Origin of the sequence: Aeromicrobium sp. YIM 150415 (assembly GCF_016918125.1) — a bacterium.
GTDB lineage: Bacteria > Actinomycetota > Actinomycetes > Propionibacteriales > Nocardioidaceae > Aeromicrobium > Aeromicrobium piscarium.
On record NZ_JAERWM010000002.1, the window covers coordinates 60837 to 78134 of the forward strand.

Sequence of the window (17298 nt, forward strand, 5' to 3'; positions counted from 1 at the left end):
CCACCGCCTGGAAAACGAACCCGATAGGCCGATGCCGGCATGAGGAGGTGTTCATGGTTCGCTCGCTTCGCTCACTCATCGTTCCACTCCCACTCCGGCCATGCTCTGACCCACAGCCACCTGGTCGACGGCGCCCCGCGCCCACTCGCCGACGAATTCACCGTTGTAGATCGTCACGAGACGGTCCGACAGCGCGACCAGCTCGTCGAGATCCTCCGACAGCAACAACACCGAACAGCCGGCGGCGGTCGCCGCGTGGACCTGCTCGTAGACGAACTGCGTCGACCGCAGATCCAGCCCCCGGGTGGGGTTGTGCAGGATCAGCAGGCTCGGCTCGTGGGCGAACGCCCGCGCCAAGATGACGCGCTGGATATTGCCACCGGACAGGTCACCGGCCAGCGCATTCGGACCGTTGGCCCGGATCGAGTAGGTCGCGATGGCCTCGGCGGCCTTCTGCCGGGCTTCCTTCCAGTCGATCAGGCCGGCCCGCCGGATATCGGAGGACCGCTGTGAGCCCAGCACCAGGTTCTCGGCGACCGTCATCGTCGGCAGCACGCCGTCACCGTCGCGGTCCTCGGGAACATAGGCCACCTTGGCGGCCAGCCACTCGCGTGTCGGGCGACCGACGAGATCGGTGCCCCGGATCCACACGTGTCCCGTCTCCGGCTGGCGGACCCCGGCGATGGCCTCGGCGAACTCCACCTGACCGTTACCGGCGACGCCGGCGACACCGAGGATCTCGCCGCGGCCCATCGACAGCGACAGACCGCGCACCGCCTCCACGCCGTGATCGTTGCGGACCCGCAGTCCCTCGACCCGGACCGCCCCGCTGTCGACCGGATCAGGACGGAGCGGCTCCGCCGACTCGACCACCTCGGCGACGTCCTCGACATCCTCGACCACGCCGGTCGCGATGACCGCCGCCTCCGGGACACCGTCGTCGAGATCGCGGCCGACCATGATGCCCGCGAGCGCCTCGGCATCGGTCTCCTCCCGTCGCACGGTGGCGATCCGCTGACCATCGCGCATGACCGTCATCCGGTCGCACGCCGCCATCGTCTCGCGGATCTTGTGGGTGATGAGGATGACGCTGAGTCCCTCGTCGACCATGGTCCGCATCGAGCCGAACAGCTCGTCGACCTCACCGGGTGTGAGGTTGGTGGTCGGCTCGTCGAGGATGAGGGTGCCGACGCCGCGGTAGAGCGCCTTGAGGATCTCGACACGCTGGCGCACGCCGACCGGCAGGTCCTCCACGATCGCGTCGGGATCGACGTGCAGGCCGAAGCGGCTGCTCAACTCGGCCACCTGCTCCCGCGGATCGGACAGGTCCAGCCGCCACGCCGGCCCGGGCAGCTTGGTGCCCAGGACGATGTTCTCGGTGACGGTGTAGCTGTCGATCTGCAGGAAGCTCTGGTGCACCATGCCGACACCGGCGTCGATGGCGTCCTTCGGCGAGGCGATGGACACCTCCGTCCCGTCGATCGCGATGGTGCCGGCATCCGCGCGATAGAGGCCGTACAGCACGTTCATCAAGGTCGTCTTGCCCGCGCCGTTACCGCCGAGGAGGCCGTGGATCTCTCGGGGAGCGACCTCCAACTCGGCGTGATCGAGAGCGCGTACCGGCCCGAACTCCTTGACGATCCCGCGCATGGCGAGTCGTGGAGCGGACTGGCTCATTTGGGCTCCGTCTGGTCGAGCTCGACGGTGATCGATCCGTCCTTGATGCCCTCGACGGCCTCCTCGACGGCCGTGCGCACCTCGGCGGGAACCGCGTCGCTGACCTCGACGCTCGCACCCTTGCCGAAGCCCATCTGGTAGTAGCCGGACCGCTCGCCGGACTCGATCGACTCGAGGATCTCGCTCAGCGGCTGCTCGAAGTCGTAGAGGACGGTGGCCGCGTAGTGGTCCGGTCCGTTCTTGGACTTGTCGGTGTACTTGACCGTCAGCCAGGCTTCCCCGGCCGGCTTCTGCGTCACGGCCTTGAAGGCGCCGACGACGCCCAGGTTGAGCGAGGTGACGATGACATCGTTACCGCCGGACAGCAGCTGTGTGGTGAGCTGCTGCGCCTTGACCGTCTCGTTGAAGTCGCCTGACCACACCGGGTTCAGGGTGACGTCCTTGCCGCTGTCGGCGATGGCCTGCTCGACGGCGTGCACCTCCGAGTAGGAGAAGGGCAGCGAGAGGCCGCCGAGGTAGCCGACCTGGCCGCTCGAGGAGAGGTTCGCGGCGAGGGTCCCGATCGGGTAGAAGACGGTGTGGAAGTTGCGGTCGATGACCCAGACATTCTCGGGCTGGTTCTCGGGCTCGCCGTCGAACTCCGCGATGAACGTGACATCGGGGTTCTGCTCGGCGATCTTGGCGGTCGCGTCGTAGAACTGCGATCCGTGGGTCCACACGACGGAGAAGCCGTCGGCGACGTACTCGTTCAGGACACGCTCGATATCGGGGACGGGAACACTCTCGGAGTGCCCGGTGCGGGCACCGTCGGCCTCAGCCGCCTCCAGAGCCTTCAGCCCGAGGGCGTTGTAGTCGGCATCGGTCGTGGGGCCAGAGAAGATCCCGGCGACACTCACCTCGTCTCCGCCGCCGGACTCTCCCCCGCACGCTGCGACGAGAGTCATCGCTGCCGCCGCTGCCGTCACACTCACCACTCGGGTCCACCGGAACATGGACGCTCCTCTCGATCAGGGCCAGGTCGATATGACCTACGCCACAAGGTGTGATCATTGGAGCGCCTGGCGACCGAGGCGGTCATGGTGCGTTACTGCCAAAAACTCAGGAAACTTTCAGGCAGGTTTCGTATCCGGCGGGGAAGTTCGACTTTTTCCCTGGCATCGCGGGCCATGAAGGCGCCGCGACCGCCTTCCAAGCGGAGGATCCACGCCGCTTCATGACGTGATACCGAGCACGTCGATTTCACTGCCGTTTCGGTGATGTCGCCCAGGTAACGGGGTCCAGGCGAAGGCCTCCACCGCCTCCGGCGGCGAGCGCCTGAGTGGCGAGAGCTCAGAGAACGGTGTAGTTCGGAGCCTCGACGGTCATCTGGATGTCGTGCGGGTGCGATTCCTTCAGACCAGCCGCGGTGATCCGCACGAAGCGCCCCTTCTCCTGAAGCTCGGGGACCGTACGCGAGCCGACATAGAACATCGACTGATGCAGTCCGCCGACGAGCTGGTGGGCGACCGTCGAGAGCGGGCCCCGATAGGCGACCCGACCCTCGATGCCCTCGGGCACGATCTTGTCGTCGCTCGTGACATCGGCCTGGAAGTAACGGTCCTTGGAGTAGGACTTCTTGCCACGCGAGGCCATCGCACCGACCGAGCCCATTCCACGGTAGGCCTTGTACTGCTTGCCGTTGACGAAGATCAGCTCACCGGGGCTCTCCTCGCAGCCGGCGAGCAACGAGCCCACCATGACCGAGTCGGCACCGGCGACGAGTGCCTTGGCGATATCGCCGGAGTACTGGAGTCCACCGTCGGCGATGAGCGGGACGCCTGCCGGCTTGGTGGCCAGCGACGCCTCGTAGACGGCCGAGACCTGCGGGACGCCGACGCCGGCGACGACGCGAGTCGTGCAGATCGAACCGGGGCCGACTCCGACCTTGACGGCGTCGACGCCCGCGTCCACGAGCGCCTGAGCACCGGCACGCGTCGCGATATTGCCGCCGACGATCTGGACACCGTCGAAGGCGGGATCGGCCTTGAGCCGGCGCACCATGTCCAGCAGGGCGCTCGCATGGCCGTGAGCGGTATCGACGACGAGCAGGTCCACACCGGCCTCCATGAGACGCCCGGCACGGTCGTAGGAGTCGCCGAAGAAGCCGACCGCGGCACCGACCAGCAGACGCCCCTCGCTGTCCTTGGTGGCGAGCGGGAACTGCTCGGACTTGACGAAGTCCTTGACGGTGATGAGTCCGGCGAGGCGGCCGTCGGCGTCGACGATCGGAAGACGCTCGCGCTTGTGCGCGCGCAGCAGCTCAGCGGCGTCCTCACGGCTGATGCCGACCGGACCGGTGATGAGCGGCATCGGGGTCATGATCTCGCCGACCGTCCGCTGCGACCATTCCGCGACGGGCACGAAGCGCAGATCGCGGTTGGTGATGATGCCGAGCAGGGTGTTGTCGGCATCGACGACCGGGAGGCCCGAGACGCGGTACTGTCCGCAGATCTCGTCGAGTTCCTCGAGTGTGGCCTTCGGGTTGGTGGTGACCGGATTGGGGATCATGCCGGTCTGGGTGCGCTTGACGAGGTCGACCTGGTAGGCCTGATCCTCGATCGAGAGATTGCGGTGCAGGATGCCGATGCCGCCCTCGCGGGCCATGGCGATCGCCATCCGGGACTCGGTGACGGTGTCCATCGCGCTCGACAGCAGCGGGATGCGCAGGGTGATGTCGCGGGTCAGCCGCGCCGTGGTGTCGACATCGCTGGGGATGACATCGGTCTCCCCCGGCAACAGCAGCACATCGTCGTAGGTGAGCCCCAGGCTCGCGAACTTCTCCGGGATACCGACCTCGCTCATGCCGCCACCTCGCAGAAAAGAACAACGGTAACGAGGCACCGGCATGACACCCCGTCAATGATTCGCTCGCTGCGCTCGCTCATGGACCAAGTCTACGGCGGGCGACCACCGCGACACACCCGGCTGCCAGGGCTGTGAGGGCGAGCACAGCCCACGCCGTGGCGGGCCATCCGCCCGCGCTCCAGGCGAGGCCGAGCGCGGCACCGAGAATGCTCGATCCGGCGTAGTAACCCGAGACGTACAGGCCGCTGGCCGCCGGACCCAGGCCGTGCGCGACCACCGGCATCCAACCGCTCGCGACCGCGTGCGCCGCGAAGAATCCCGCCGTCAACACGACGAGTCCGACCACGATCAGCCACAGCCGGTCGGCGAGAGTCACCACGATGCCGGCGCCCATCAGCACGAGAGAGACGAGGATGCTGACCGGTCGGCCGAAACGGTCGGCAGCACGGCCCGCCACCACGGATGCCGCGGTTCCGGCGAGATAGGCCAGGAAGACCAGTCCGACGAGCCCCGGCGACAACGAGAAGGGCGGCTCCACGAGCCGGTACGTCAGGAAGTTGTAGAGACCCACGAATCCGCCCATGAGCAGGAAGGGGATCGCCGCGAGCGCCCACACCTCGACACGTAGCCAGGCCCGCGGATCGGGTCGCACACGGTCGGCCTGTTCCCGGCGCGGCACCTGATCGCTCGAGGGGAGCAGGATCATGAAGGCGATCGCCGCCGCGCCCGCGGCCGCGCCGAGGACCGCGTCGGCCACCCGCCAGCTCGCGAACTCCGACACCCCGGAGGTGACGAGACGTCCGAGCACGCCGCCGAGCGAGTTGCCCGCGACGTAGAGTCCCATCGCCTGCCCGAGGCCCGCCGGGTGCACCTCGGCACCGACATGGCCCATCGCCACCCCCACGACCCCGGCCAGTGCCAGTCCCAGGACCACCCGGGCCCCGAGCAGGAGCTCGAAGGTCGGCATCGCGGTGCTGGCCAGCTGGGCGGCCACCGCCACGACCAGACCGATACGCATCACGGCGACCCGCCCGATGCGCTGGCCCAGCCAGGTCGCGACGACGACGGTGACGGCGAGCCCGCCGGTGCCCGCCGAGACCGTGAGCGCGGCAGCGGTCGCCGAGACATCGAAGGTCCCGCCGATCTGGGGCAGCAGCGGCTGGGTGCTGTAGAGCATCCCGAAGCCGGCGATACCTGCCATGAGCATGGCCCAGTTGAGCCGCCGGTACCCCGCCGTTCCGGGCCGGTGACCTTCCTGTGCGCTCACCCGGCGACGCTACCTCGGCTCGCTGTACGGCCGCCCACGCACCCGCATCGATGGGCCGCCGACGGTTCCGGCACCCACTACCGTGGCGGGATGATCGATACCGGACACCGTGAAGAAGCGTTCGTGCAGGTTCCGCTGGTGCAGATCGACGCGTTCGCGGACGCCTTGTTCGAAGGCAATCCGGCAGCGGTGGTGCCTGTGCCGGCCTGGCCCGCGGATGAGCTCCTCCAGCGGGTCGCGGCCGAGAACAACCTGTCGGAGACGGCATTCCTCGTCGAGGATGTGCCATCGGCACCGCCGGTTCGGAATCCGGCGCGGCCCGCATATCACCTGCGATGGTTCACCCCGGCGATCGAAGTCGAGCTGTGCGGACACGCGACGATGGCGGCGGCATCGTATCTCTTCGACGATGTGCATCCGGAGGCCGAGACGGTGCAGTTCTTCACGCGCAGCGGATGGCTCACGGTGACCCGCTCGCCCGATGGCGTGCAGACGATGGACTTCCCCTCCGAGCATCCTCGGTCGACGGAGGTCGACCCCACCGTGGCGCGGGCGCTCGGAGTCCCGGTCGCCGAGGCGTTCCGCGCCACGGACCTCATCTACGTCGTGGACGATCCGCAGACGGTCGTCGACCTCACGCCGGATCTCGCCGTCCTGTCGGCCCTGCCGGTGCGTGGCATCGTCGTGACCGCACCGGGGACCGGCACCGGGTACGACTTCGTGTCGCGGTGGTTCGGTGCGCGGGCGGGGGTCCCCGAGGACCCTGTGACGGGATCGGCGCATTGCCAGCTCGCTCCCCTCTGGGCAGCGAGGCTGGACAGGACCGATCTCGTGGCCCGCCAGGTCTCGAAGCGCGGGGGTACCCTGCGGATACGACTCGACGGTGAGCGGGTGCTGCTGTCCGGACGGTGTGTCCGCTTCTTCGAGGGAATCGCGAGGCTGCCTCTCTAGGTCGTGCCCGGCCGTCAGAGCCGGATGGAAGGCATCGGTGGGATCGACGCGTCCTCGCCGAGCCGAGGCCGGATCGTGCACGACCTAGGCTCGTGGTGACGCGCGTCGCTCACGAGAGCTCGCGCCCCTGGCGAAGGAGACCCAGATGACCACGATCGGCACGACTCGACTCAGCGACGGCCTCACGGTGAGCAGGCTCGGTTTCGGAGGCATGGCCCTCAGCCACGTCTATGGTGGCATCGGCTCCGAGGAGGCCGAACGCGTCCTGCACGAGGTCATCGACCTGGGGGTCACCTTCCTCGACACCGCCGATGTCTACGGCGAGCCGCGCCCCGGCCAGCAGGGGCCGGCCGGCACCAACGAGGAGTTGTTCGGGCGGGTGCTGCGCACACGGCGCGACGAGGTGCAGCTCGCGACCAAGTTCGGGATCGTCGGCGCCATCGGCACGGGGGCGAACAAGACGACCCGGGGTGATCGCGAGTACGTGCACCAGGCCTGTGATGCGTCCTTGAGGCGTCTCGGCGTCGATGTCATCGACCTGTACTACATGCACCGTCGCGAGCTGGACCGGCCCATCGAGGAGACCGTCGGTGCGATGGCCGAGCTGGTCGAGGCCGGCAAGGTCCGTCACCTCGGGTTGTCGGAGGTGACGGCCGAGGAGCTCAGGGCCGCGCATGCGGTACATCCCATCGCCGCGGTCCAGAGCGAATGGAGCATCTGGTCGCGCGATGTCGAGGCCCACGTCGTCCCGGCGGCCCGGGAGCTCGGCACGGGCTTCGTCCCGTACTCCCCGCTGGGGCGCGGGTTCCTGACGGGCACCCTCACGCCGGACGCGATCGCCGGCAGCTCCCGCTCCGGACAGCCGCGCTTCGATGAGCACTTCGAGGCCAACCAGGCCGTCGTCGACGTGGTGCGAGAGGTGGCCGACCAGCTCGGTGCGACGCCGGCCCAGGTGGCGCTGGCCTGGCTGCTGGCACAGGGGGAACGGTTCGACCTGCCGGTCGTGCCGATCCCCGGCACTCGACGTGCCGAGCGCATGGAGGAGAACGCCGGCTGCCTGGACATCTCGCTCACCCAGGATCAGCTGAGTGCTCTCGACGCCGTCTCCGACACCGTGCTCGGCGGCCGCAATCTCACCTTCAACGGGCCGGAGTGGATCTCCAGCGGACGCGAGTGAGAGCGCCCGCCGCGGTCAGCGACGTGCGGCGTCGAGCATCTGGGCCGAGGACGCGAACTTGACGCGCGGGCGCCCCGCCGAGGCCCCACGGGCGCGTTCGGCACTCTCGATGGCGAACATCCGGCGACGGTTCACGAGCGACGGCACCCGCCTCCGCAGGAGCTTGCCGAATCCGCGTCGCGAACCGCCCGGCATCCGCAGAGCGCCGTCGGCCGCGTCCTGAAGCACAGTCGACACCGTCTCGTGGGCGCAGGTGCGATTGGTGCCGATACCGCCGGTGGCGCCACGCTTGATCCACCCCGTGACATAGGCGCCGGGGATCGGATCTCCGGTGGCCGGATCGATGACCCGGCCGTCGACATTGGGAACCGTCGCGGTGACGTCGTCGAAGGGGAGCCCCGCCACCGGCCGTCCGCGGTGCCCGGTAGACCGCACCACGGTGCCCGCGGGGACCTTGACGGCCTCGTCCGGCCGGCCGGTCGGGGCGATCTGCACGGCCTCGACCGCGTCGCCGCCCTCCACCGACACGATCTGCGCCCCGAAGGCGAAGACCAGTCGCTTGCCCTCCGGTGGCGCCACCGTCAGATCCACCTCCGCCCGCGGAAGAGCAGCGAGGAGCGCTGCCTTGGACCCCGGCTCCGCAACGTCGAGTGCGGCCTCCGTGGCCTCGTCACGGGCGACCACGACATCGATGCCCTCGGGCATCATCAGCAGCTCCGGGCGGGTGAAGGCCGCGACCTCCGGTCCCCGACGCCCGAGCAGGACGACCTCGCGGATCGCCGAGCGCTCGACCTCGTCGATCGCGTGATCGGCCATGTCGGTGCGCCGCAACGATGCCGGCTCGGAGAGCACGATCCGCGCGACGTCGAGGGCCACATTGCCGTTGCCGACGACGACCATGCGCTCCCCGCCCAGGCGGATCGACTCGGCGGGGACGTCGATGGCCGCGTTGTACCAACCGACGACATCCGGCGCGCCGAAGACGCCCGGGAGGTCCTCGCCGGGGACGCCGAGGGCACGATCCAGTCGCGCACCGACGCCGTAGATGACGGCGTCGTGGTACTGCAACAACTCCTCGTGGGTGACGTCCGCGCCGACCTCCACATTCATGTACATCGAGGTGCGCGGGTGCCGGTACGCCCAGTCGAAGAGATTCGCGAAGGCCTTCGTCTCGGCGTGATCCGGTGCGACTCCCCCGCGCACCAGTCCGCCGGGGACCGGCGACTTGTCGAGCATCGTCACGCGCGCGTCCGTCGACAGGAGCAGATGCCGGGCCGCGTAGGAGGCGGCGGGCCCGGTGCCGACGACCGCGACCCGCAGCGGGCGATCGACGACGGCGCCCATCTCCTCCCACGTGTGCGTCGCGGGCGCGACACGCGTGGGCCGTTCGGCGTAGAACTCGGCGTTCAGCTGCGCGAAGACCTCCTCGCCGCCGCGCAGGACGTCGACCGGCTTGATCGCCGACACCGGGCAGGCGTCGGCACAGGCACCGCAGTCGATGCAGACCTTGGGGTCCACATAGAGGATGTCGGTCGTGCCGAAGTCCGGCTCATCGGGTGTCGGATGGATGCAGTCCACCGGGCACACCGACACACAGGAGGCGTCGTTACAGCAGCTCTGGGTGATCGCGTAGGCCATGTGAGGGGACTTCCTGGCTCAGAGCATGTGGACGCTGCGGTACATCCGCATCGCCGCGGGGGTCAGCAGACCGGCCTCGGACAGGAAGTCCATGAGGTGCACGCAGCTCATCCGCATGAGGTTGTGATGATGGGTGTTGGCCTTGGCCTCGGCGATCGCCCGCTCGCGCGGCAGGCCGACATTGGCGTAGACGTCCTTGCTGACCATCTCGCGCACGATGAAGGTCGCCGCGGCGGCGATGACATAAGCGCTGACCCGGCGGCGGGTCGGCGAAACGCCCTTGAGGTAGTCCACGATCTCCATGCGCGCGAACTTCATATGACGCGCCTCCTCGACCACGTGGATCTTGCTCGTGGTGCGGACCTCGTCGAGCACATCCTCACCGCGCAGCCAGTCGCGCTGCATGACATCGAGGATCTCCTCGGCCACCAGGATGCAGCCGTACGAGATCTCGCCATTGGCGACGTTCTTGAGCAGTCGAGCGAGCTCGTGGACGTATCGCTGCGGACGATAGTCCGAGGCATCGAGCTTGGCGCAGGTCTTGGAGAACATCAATGAGTGGCGGCACTCGTCCGCGATCTCGGTGAGCGCCCAACGGAACTCCGAGCCACCGTAGGGGGCGGAGTACTGGCTGCGCAGGATGAGGTGCTGCAGGAGCGTCTCGAACCAGATGCCGGTGCTCATGATCGACGCGACCTCGTGGCGGGTCAGCGCGATGCGCTGCTCCTCGCTCATCTCACTCCACAGACGCGTGCCGTAGAGCGTGGACCACTCGGGGTTCAGCCCGTACTTGGTCGGGTCGAGCGGAGCGTCCCAGTCGATCTCGTCATCGGGCTGGTACGACAGCTGCTCGGACGACTCGAGCAGGCGCTCCAGCTCGGTGTCGTTGAGCGTGGCGCGGAAATTCTCCGGAGCGATGGTCATGGTGTGCCTCCCTCGCAGCAATATGACACCGACAATGTAACATGCAGTGTGGTGGGTGTCACGTGCCGCTCGTCACGGTCAGAGCATGTGGACGCTGCGGTACAGCCGCATCGCATAGGGGGTCAGCAAGCCCGCCTCGGACAAGAAGTCCATGAGGTGCACGCAGCTCATCCGCATGAGGTTCTGGTGGTGCATATTGGCCTTCGCCTCGGCCACGGCGCGCTTGCGATCCAGGCCGACATTCGCGTACACCTCGTCGCTGACCATCGACTCGACGACGAACTTCGCCCCGCCGGCGATGACCGCCGCGCTGGCCTTGCGACGCATCGGGCTCGCACCGGCCAGGTGCTCACGGATCTCGTGCCGCGCGAACTTCATGTGCCGCGCCTCCTCGACCACGTGGATCTTGCTCGTGGTGCGGACCTCGTCGAGCACATTGTCGCCGCGCATCCAGTCGCGCTGCATGACATCGAGGATCTCCTCGGCCACCAGGATCGCCCCATAGGCGACCTCGCCGCCGGCGACGGTCTTGAGTCCGCGCGCGAGCTCCTGCACGTAGCGCTTCGGCTTGTAGTGCGGGACACCCATCTTGGTGCAGGTCTTGGCGAACATGAGCGAGTGACGGCACTCATCGGCGATCTCAGTGAGCGCGAACTGGAACTCCGAGCCCGCGTAGACACCGCAGTACTGATCGCGCAGGATCATCTGCTGCAGGATCATCTCGAACCAGATGCCGGTGCTCATGATCGAGCCGACCTCGTGGCGGGTCAGCGCGATGCGCTGCTCCTCGCTCATCTCACTCCACAGACGCGTGCCGTAGAGCGTGGACCACTCGGGGTTCAGCCCGTACTTGGTCGGGTCGAGCGGGGCCTGCCAGTCGACCTCCTGGTCCGGGTCATAGGACAGCTTGGCCGAGGACTCGAGCAAGCGCTCGAGCGTGCCATCCGGGTCGATCTGCTGGCGGAAATCCACTGCCGTTGCGGTCATCGCGCATCATCCTCTCGATGTGACACTATCAATGTAACATCGAAAATGGCAGTCGTCATCCGCGAGTGCCGTCACCCCTCCGCGGGCGGGGCGGAAGCACGCGGCCGAGCACGCGACAGGTGGGCGGTGAGATAGGCACCCCTCAACGCCGAGGGCGGTGAGATAGACACCTCTCCGAGGCGGTGAGAGGTGCGTAACCCACCGCCCACCCGGGCGAGACGTGCGAAGCTCACCGCCCACCCGAGGGAGACGAAGGGCCGGAACGCGACAGGGCCCGGAGCCGAAGCTCCGGGCCCTGTACGTGCCAGTTGGCGACGATCAGTGGCTGTGTCCAGCGTGCTCGTCGTCCTCCTCGGCGGGCTTGTCGACGACCAGGGTCTCGGTCGTCAGCAGCATCGCGGTGATCGAGGCCGCGTTGGCGAGCGCCGAACGCGTGACCTTGACCGGGTCGAGGATGCCCTGCGCGAGCAGGTCACCGTATTCGCCCGAGGCCGCGTTGTAGCCGTCGCCGCTCTCGCGGACCTTGGAGACCACGACCTCGCCGGAGGCGCCGCCGTTGCGGGCGATCCACTCCAGCGGGGCGTCGGCGCCCTTGCGGACGATCCGCACACCCACGGCCTCGTCGCCACTGAGCCCGAGGCCGTCGTCGAGCACGCCCACAGCGTGGACGAGAGCCGAACCGCCGCCGGGGACGATGCCCTCCTCGATCGCGGCGCGCGTCGCGGAGACGGCGTCCTCGATGCGGTGCTTCTTCTCCTTGAGCTCGACCTCGGTGGCCGCACCCACGCGGATGACGCAGACGCCGCCGGCGAGCTTGGCGAGACGCTCCGAGAGCTTCTCGCGATCCCAGTCGGAGTCGGTGTTCTCGATCTCGGCCTTGATCTGGGCCACGCGGCCGTCGACCTCGGCCTGGTCGCCGCCACCGTCGACGATGGTGGTGTTGTCCTTGGTCACCACGACACGGCGCGCGGTGCCGAGCACCTCGATGCCGACCTGGTCCAACTTGAGGCCCACATCGGGCGTCACCACGGTGGCGCCGGTGAGGGTCGCGATGTCCTGGAGGATCGCCTTGCGGCGGTCACCGAAGGCCGGGGCCTTGACCGCGACCGAGGTGAAGGTGCCGCGGATCTTGTTCACGACGATGGTCGAGAGCGCCTCGCCCTCGATGTCCTCGGCGATGATGAACAGCGGCTTGCCGGCCTGAACGACCTTCTCCAGCAGCGGCAGCAGCTCCTGCACCGCGGAGATCTTGCCCTGGTTGACCAGGATGTACGGGTCGTCGAGCACGGCCTCCATGCGCTCGGTGTCCGTCACCATGTAGGGCGACAGGTAGCCCTTGTCGAACTGCATGCCCTCGGTGAACTCGAGGTCGGTGCCCATGGTGTTGGACTCCTCGACGGTGATGACACCGTCCTTGCCGACCTTGTCGAAGGCATCGGCGATCAGCTCGCCGATGTGACCGTCGCGGCTGGAGACGGTGGCGACCGCGGTCATGTCCGCGACATCGTCGACATCGCGGGCACGGTTACGCAGCTCGGCGGTGACGGCCTCGACGGCCGCCTCGATGCCGCGCTTCAGGCCGACCGGGTTGGCTCCGGCGGCCACGGCGCGCAGGCCCTCGTGGACCATCGCCTGAGCGAGCACCGTGGCGGTGGTGGTGCCATCGCCGGCGATGTCGTTGGTCTTGGTGGCGACCTCCTTGGCGAGCTGTGCGCCGAGGTTCTCGAAGGGGTCGTCGAGCTCGATCTCACGGGCGACGGAGACGCCGTCGTTCGTGATCGTGGGAGCGCCCCACTTCTTGTCGAGCACGACATAGCGGCCCTTGGGGCCGAGGGTGACTTTGACGGTGTCGGCGAGCTTGTCGACGCCGCGCTCTAGCGCGCGGCGTGCATCCTCGTCGAACTCCAGGATCTTGGGCATAGAAGGATCAGACCTCTTCTACTGAAGGATTCAGGGGGCGAATGCGGCTCCGGCGCCGCCCCGAGGGACGACGCCGGAGCACTGGATCAGGAGACGACAGCGAGGATGTCGCGGGCGGAGAGGATGAGGTAATCCTGTCCGTCGTACTTGACCTCGGTGCCGCCGTACTTGCTGAAGATGACCTTGTCGCCGGTGGCGACATCGACCGGGACGCGCTCGCCGTTGTCGCTGACGCGGCCGGGGCCCACGGCCACGACCTCGCCCTCCTGGGGCTTCTCCTTGGCGGTGTCCGGAATCACGAGACCGGACGCGGTGGTCTGCTCGGCTTCGAGCGCCTTGACGACGACGCGGTCCTCGAGCGGCTTGATGGTGACCGACACTGGTCGACCTCCCCTTTCGACGGTTACTGCTACGAATTGAGGTGTCCGGTGGCCACGCCGTCGCGGGGGTCGGGGCCACCGATGGAACTGGCACTCAGACTACCCGAGTGCTAAAGAGGACGATAGCAAACCTTGGCACTCACACCAAGAGAGTGCTAACCGTGGCGGCACCGCATCTTTTCCTGGTATCGGCCCTGAGATGGGGCGACATCGTTAGACTGATGCACAGGTTCGCCGGACCGCGTGCCTCCCGTCCGGTCCTGACGAGGCGAGAGGAGCCCCGGTGACGATCGTGTCCGCCGATGAGCGGCGACAGCGCGTGGTCGACATCCTCGGGCTCCCCGAACGCGGCTCGCTTCCGGTCCTCGACCGTATCGCCCGTATCGCCCGGCGCATGTTCGACGTGCCGAGCTCCGCGGTGACCGTCTTCGACGCCGACCGCGTCTTCATTCCCGGCGGCTCCGGAGACCTCCCGGAGTCGATTCCCCGCGAGCACACCTTCTGCCAGCACGTCCTCGACACCTCCGGTCCGGTCACGACCTCCGACGCCACCTGCGATCCCCGGTTCCGTGACCTTCCCGCCGTGCGCGCCGACCCGGCGATCCGCTTCTACCTCGGCTACCCGCTCACCGAGCCGGGAGGCACCGTCATCGGCGCGTTCTGCGTCTTCGACACACGCACCCGGGAGTTCGATGCCGCCCAGGTCGCCGAGTTCAGCGATCTCGCGGCCTGGGCACAACGCGAGCTGCTCGCCGAGGCCGAGTCCGGGCGCGCCCGAGCGGCGCAGACGGCGCTGCTGCCGGACCGTCCGCTGCGGATCGGCGACTGGTCGGTCACCGGACGCTGCGCCGCCGCGCTCAATGTCGGTGGAGACTACTTCGACTACGGCGCCGACGGCCACGTCCTCCACGCCGGACTCGCCGATGTCATGGGCAAGGGCACGGCGGCGGCGCTCCTCGGCTCCTCAGTCCACGGCGCCTTGCGTGGCGCGATCCAATCGGTGACCGAGGGCATGGATCTCGGCCGATATCTACAGCGAGCGGAGACCCAGCTGGCCGACGAGCTGGACCGGTCGGGGGCCTTCGTCACCGTCTTCCAGCTGTCCGCCGACACGCGGACCCATCGGCTCCGCTACGCCGATGCGGGCTTCGGGCTGGCGCTGCTCCTGCGGGCGACCGGCGAACGCGAGCGCCTCACCGGCGACGATCCTCCGCTGGGTCTGCGGCGCCGGGAACGCCGCGAACACCAGGTGGAGTTCCTGCCGGGCGACCGGCTCGTGTGTGTCAGCGACGGAGTCCTCGACCTCGTGGAGAACCCGGTCCGCTGGCCCGAGGCCGTCGAATCCCTCGTCCGGCCGTCCACGGACGCCGAGGCGATCGACACGATCCTGGACCTGGCCACTGAGCGACCTCCGCTCGATGACGTTACGGTCATCATCGTCCAGCGTCATCCTTGAACGGGTTGGGAGAGCACGTGTTCGAGATCGGCGTCGACCGCGTCGAGGGGGCCACCGTCCTGCGCCCCCGGGGACGTCTGACGATGGCATCGACGGGAGCCTTCCGCGATGCGGTCACCACGGCCCTGCACGCCGGCGATCAGCTGGTGGTCATCGACCTCGCCGGCCTCGCCTTCATCGACTCCTCGGGGCTGGGCGCCCTGGCGGGAGCACAGCGGATCGCGCATGCCGGGGACGTTCCGCTGCGCGTCTGCGGAGCGAGCGATCAAGTCCGGCTGGCCATGGAGCTGACCAATCTCGACGACCTGCTCCAGCCCTTCGTGACCGTGGACGCGGCACTCGATGCCCGCTGAACAGCCGGTGATCCGGCAGGTCTTCGACGCGCCGGCCACCCCGGAGAGCATCGAGCTGGTCCTCGACGCCGCACAGCAGTGGTGGGACGACCTCGGCGGTGATGTCGACATGCACGTGCGGCATGCCTTCACCACCGCCCTCGCCGAGGTGACCGGCAATATCGTCGCGCACGGTCGCCGCACCGCGGGTGGCCCGCGCCGCTTCGACCTCCGGCTCCAAGCGCATCGCGATCGCCTCGTCGCCGAATTCACCGACCACGACGAGTCCGCCGAGGTCGACGTCGAGCACGCCACCATGCCGCCCCCGGAGTCCGAGGACGGACGCGGACTGGCCCTGGCTCGCGCGGTACTCGACCGGGTCGAGCACCGTTACGACGGCGCCAACCACTGGTTGCTGGAACATCGTCGTCTCCCCGTCCCGGCGGCGCCCGGAGGCGGTGAGTAGGCGTCCGTTCGCGGCTGGAAGGGACGCTCAGGCACCACCCATGAGAGGGACGTCGCGGCAACGGCCACAATGGCGAGGTGGACCTCGCGACCTTCGATCGTCTGCTGGCCCCGGCCGGTCAGCGTCTGCTCGCCACGGTGGCCGAGCAGCCACCGGGCACGTCCGACCTCGCGCTGGGCACTCGGCTGCGTCGCGATCACCCCGGTGAGCTGGTCGCCGCGGCCATCGCCCAGCAGCGGCTCCGTGAGAAGGCCGTCGCGAAGCTGGGACCCGATGCGGCCCGCCTCTACTACACGCCCGACGCGCTGGAGCAGGCGACGCGCGCGTCGGTGGCGCGCCATCGGGCCGAGCAGCTGCGCGACCGGGGCGCCCAGGCCGTGGCGGACCTCGGCTGCGGCATCGGCGCCGATCTCATCGCCTTCGCCCGGGCCGGGCTCACCGTGCGCGGCATCGAGATCGACCCGCTGCGCGCGGCCATCGCACGCGCGAACCTGACGACCCTCGGTATCGACGGACGCGTCGAAGCCGGCGACGCCCTCGAGACATCGATCGCCGATGACGAGATCGCCTTCGTCGATCCGGCCCGCCGCGACGGCAGCGGTCGTCTCACCCGGCTGGACCAGCTCACGCCGCCGTGGGAGTGGACCGCTCGCCTGCTGGACGGCCGGGCTGTCGCCAAGCTCATGCCCGGCATCGCGCACGATGCGATCCCCACGGGCGTCGGCGCCGAATGGGTCAGTGACCACGGCGACCTGGTGGAGGCGTGCCTGTGGGGTGCCGGCTTCGAGGTGCCCGGTCATCGGGCCACCGTGCTGCCCACAGGCGAGACGATCGCCGCGCACAGCGCGCGAGCCCGGCTCGATCCGCCTCGCCGGTTCATCGTCGAGCCCGATGACGCCGTGATCCGCGCAGGCCTGGTCGCCGAGCTGGGCGAGCAGATCGGCGGCGGGCTCCTCGACCCCAAGATCGCCTACCTGACCTGCGACGCCCCGCCCTCGGGCGCTCTGGGTCACTGGTTCGAGATCGTCGAGGAACTTCCGTTCCGCACCAAGAGCCTCCGCGCCGCTCTACGCGAACGCGACCTCGGCACGCTCACGGTCAAGAAGCGCGGAGTCGACATCGTGCCGGAGCGGCTCATCGCTCAGCTCAAGGCGACCGGTTCCATCCCGGCCACCCTGCTGCTGACCCGCGTCGACGGCAAGGGCCGGGCCTTCTGGGTGCGTCCGATCGATTGACGCGTCGTGGCCGAGGCGGGCGTGACCTATGCGATGCTTCGGCC

15 protein-coding genes are annotated in these 17298 nt (G+C 68.6%); 6 read left to right on the top strand and 9 right to left on the bottom strand.

Features of this window, described 5'->3' with window-relative positions; translation table 11 throughout:
• Nucleotides 1-75: 75 nt before the first annotated feature.
• From JL108_RS01040 to JL108_RS01055, 4 genes are all read right to left on the bottom strand, one after another.
• Nucleotides 76-1677, bottom strand: a complete 1602-nt coding sequence (locus JL108_RS01040; protein WP_205196523.1) for an ABC transporter ATP-binding protein — start codon at nt 1675-1677, stop codon at nt 76-78.
• Nucleotides 1674-2669, bottom strand: coding sequence for a BMP family ABC transporter substrate-binding protein (locus tag JL108_RS01045; protein WP_205196524.1), 996 nt, complete (start codon nt 2667-2669; stop codon nt 1674-1676). The genes JL108_RS01040 and JL108_RS01045 overlap by 4 nt, the downstream gene beginning before the upstream one ends.
• A 337-nt stretch (nt 2670-3006) precedes the next feature.
• Nucleotides 3007-4518 carry an IMP dehydrogenase gene (gene guaB / locus JL108_RS01050; protein WP_205196525.1) on the bottom strand — a complete coding sequence of 504 codons (1512 nt, stop codon included), beginning with the start codon at nt 4516-4518 and terminating at the stop codon, nt 3007-3009.
• Between the two features lie 79 nt (nt 4519-4597).
• A complete protein-coding gene (locus JL108_RS01055; protein ID WP_205196526.1) occupies nt 4598-5788 on the bottom strand; it encodes an MFS transporter in 1191 nt (396 codons plus the stop codon).
• Nucleotides 5789-5878: 90 nt separating this feature from the next.
• Between JL108_RS01055 and JL108_RS01060 the strand changes: the two genes are divergently transcribed.
• The gene (locus JL108_RS01060; RefSeq protein WP_205196527.1) at nt 5879-6739 is read left to right on the top strand and encodes a PhzF family phenazine biosynthesis protein; all 861 of its coding nucleotides are present in this window, start codon (nt 5879-5881) and stop codon (nt 6737-6739) included.
• Between the two features lie 145 nt (nt 6740-6884).
• Nucleotides 6885-7916, top strand: a complete 1032-nt coding sequence (locus JL108_RS01065) for an aldo/keto reductase (RefSeq protein ID WP_205196528.1) — start codon at nt 6885-6887, stop codon at nt 7914-7916.
• Nucleotides 7917-7931: 15 nt separating this feature from the next.
• Here the strand turns inward: JL108_RS01065 and JL108_RS01070 are convergent, their stop codons facing one another.
• The 5 genes from JL108_RS01070 to groES all read right to left on the bottom strand — a co-directional run bounded on the left by JL108_RS01070 (nt 7932) and on the right by groES (nt 13765).
• Nucleotides 7932-9554, bottom strand: coding sequence for a 4Fe-4S binding protein (locus JL108_RS01070; protein ID WP_205196529.1), 1623 nt, complete (start codon nt 9552-9554; stop codon nt 7932-7934).
• A gap of 18 nt (nt 9555-9572) precedes the next feature.
• On the bottom strand, nt 9573-10478 hold the full coding sequence (locus tag JL108_RS01075) for a diiron oxygenase (protein WP_143911452.1): 906 nt from the start codon (nt 10476-10478) through the stop codon (nt 9573-9575).
• A gap of 78 nt (nt 10479-10556) precedes the next feature.
• A complete protein-coding gene (locus JL108_RS01080) occupies nt 10557-11465 on the bottom strand; it encodes a diiron oxygenase (RefSeq protein WP_205196530.1) in 909 nt (302 codons plus the stop codon).
• A 318-nt stretch (nt 11466-11783) separates the two neighbouring features.
• Nucleotides 11784-13385 carry a chaperonin GroEL gene (gene groL, locus JL108_RS01085; protein ID WP_205196531.1) on the bottom strand — a complete coding sequence of 534 codons (1602 nt, stop codon included), beginning with the start codon at nt 13383-13385 and terminating at the stop codon, nt 11784-11786.
• An 86-nt stretch (nt 13386-13471) separates the two neighbouring features.
• Nucleotides 13472-13765: a co-chaperone GroES gene (gene groES / locus JL108_RS01090; RefSeq protein WP_087623411.1), complete on the bottom strand. Its 294-nt coding sequence runs from the start codon at nt 13763-13765 to the stop codon at nt 13472-13474.
• Between the two features lie 283 nt (nt 13766-14048).
• Here groES and JL108_RS20360 point away from each other — a divergent pair, with 283 nt between their 5' ends.
• The 4 genes from JL108_RS20360 to JL108_RS20365 all read left to right on the top strand — a co-directional run bounded on the left by JL108_RS20360 (nt 14049) and on the right by JL108_RS20365 (nt 17254).
• Entirely contained in the window at nt 14049-15221 is a 1173-nt protein-coding gene (locus tag JL108_RS20360; protein WP_205196532.1) for a PP2C family protein-serine/threonine phosphatase, read from the top strand.
• A gap of 17 nt (nt 15222-15238) precedes the next feature.
• A complete protein-coding gene (locus JL108_RS01100) occupies nt 15239-15574 on the top strand; it encodes an STAS domain-containing protein (RefSeq protein WP_205196533.1) in 336 nt (111 codons plus the stop codon).
• Nucleotides 15564-16019 carry an ATP-binding protein gene (locus JL108_RS01105; RefSeq protein WP_205196534.1) on the top strand — a complete coding sequence of 152 codons (456 nt, stop codon included), beginning with the start codon at nt 15564-15566 and terminating at the stop codon, nt 16017-16019. The genes JL108_RS01100 and JL108_RS01105 overlap by 11 nt, the downstream gene beginning before the upstream one ends.
• A gap of 77 nt (nt 16020-16096) precedes the next feature.
• Nucleotides 16097-17254 carry a class I SAM-dependent methyltransferase gene (locus JL108_RS20365; RefSeq protein WP_205196535.1) on the top strand — a complete coding sequence of 386 codons (1158 nt, stop codon included), beginning with the start codon at nt 16097-16099 and terminating at the stop codon, nt 17252-17254.
• The last annotated feature ends 44 nt before the right edge of the window (nt 17255-17298 follow it).

What these genes read in the sequence shown, in the direction of transcription:
- JL108_RS01080 (WP_205196530.1), bottom strand. Translation starts at nt 11,465, where the DNA reads ATGACCGCAACGGCAGTGGATTTCCGCCAGCAGATCGACCCGGATGGC.
- JL108_RS01070 (WP_205196529.1), bottom strand. Translation starts at nt 9,554, where the DNA reads ATGGCCTACGCGATCACCCAGAGCTGCTGTAACGACGCCTCCTGTGTG.
- guaB (WP_205196525.1), bottom strand. Translation starts at nt 4,518, where the DNA reads ATGAGCGAGGTCGGTATCCCGGAGAAGTTCGCGAGCCTGGGGCTCACC.
- JL108_RS01105 (WP_205196534.1), top strand. Translation starts at nt 15,564, where the DNA reads ATGCCCGCTGAACAGCCGGTGATCCGGCAGGTCTTCGACGCGCCGGCC.
- JL108_RS01075 (WP_143911452.1), bottom strand. Translation starts at nt 10,478, where the DNA reads ATGACCATCGCTCCGGAGAATTTCCGCGCCACGCTCAACGACACCGAG.
- JL108_RS01040 (WP_205196523.1), bottom strand. Translation starts at nt 1,677, where the DNA reads ATGAGCCAGTCCGCTCCACGACTCGCCATGCGCGGGATCGTCAAGGAG.
- groL (WP_205196531.1), bottom strand. Translation starts at nt 13,385, where the DNA reads ATGCCCAAGATCCTGGAGTTCGACGAGGATGCACGCCGCGCGCTAGAG.
- JL108_RS01065 (WP_205196528.1), top strand. Translation starts at nt 6,885, where the DNA reads ATGACCACGATCGGCACGACTCGACTCAGCGACGGCCTCACGGTGAGC.
- JL108_RS01045 (WP_205196524.1), bottom strand. Translation starts at nt 2,669, where the DNA reads ATGTTCCGGTGGACCCGAGTGGTGAGTGTGACGGCAGCGGCGGCAGCG.
- JL108_RS01060 (WP_205196527.1), top strand. Translation starts at nt 5,879, where the DNA reads ATGATCGATACCGGACACCGTGAAGAAGCGTTCGTGCAGGTTCCGCTG.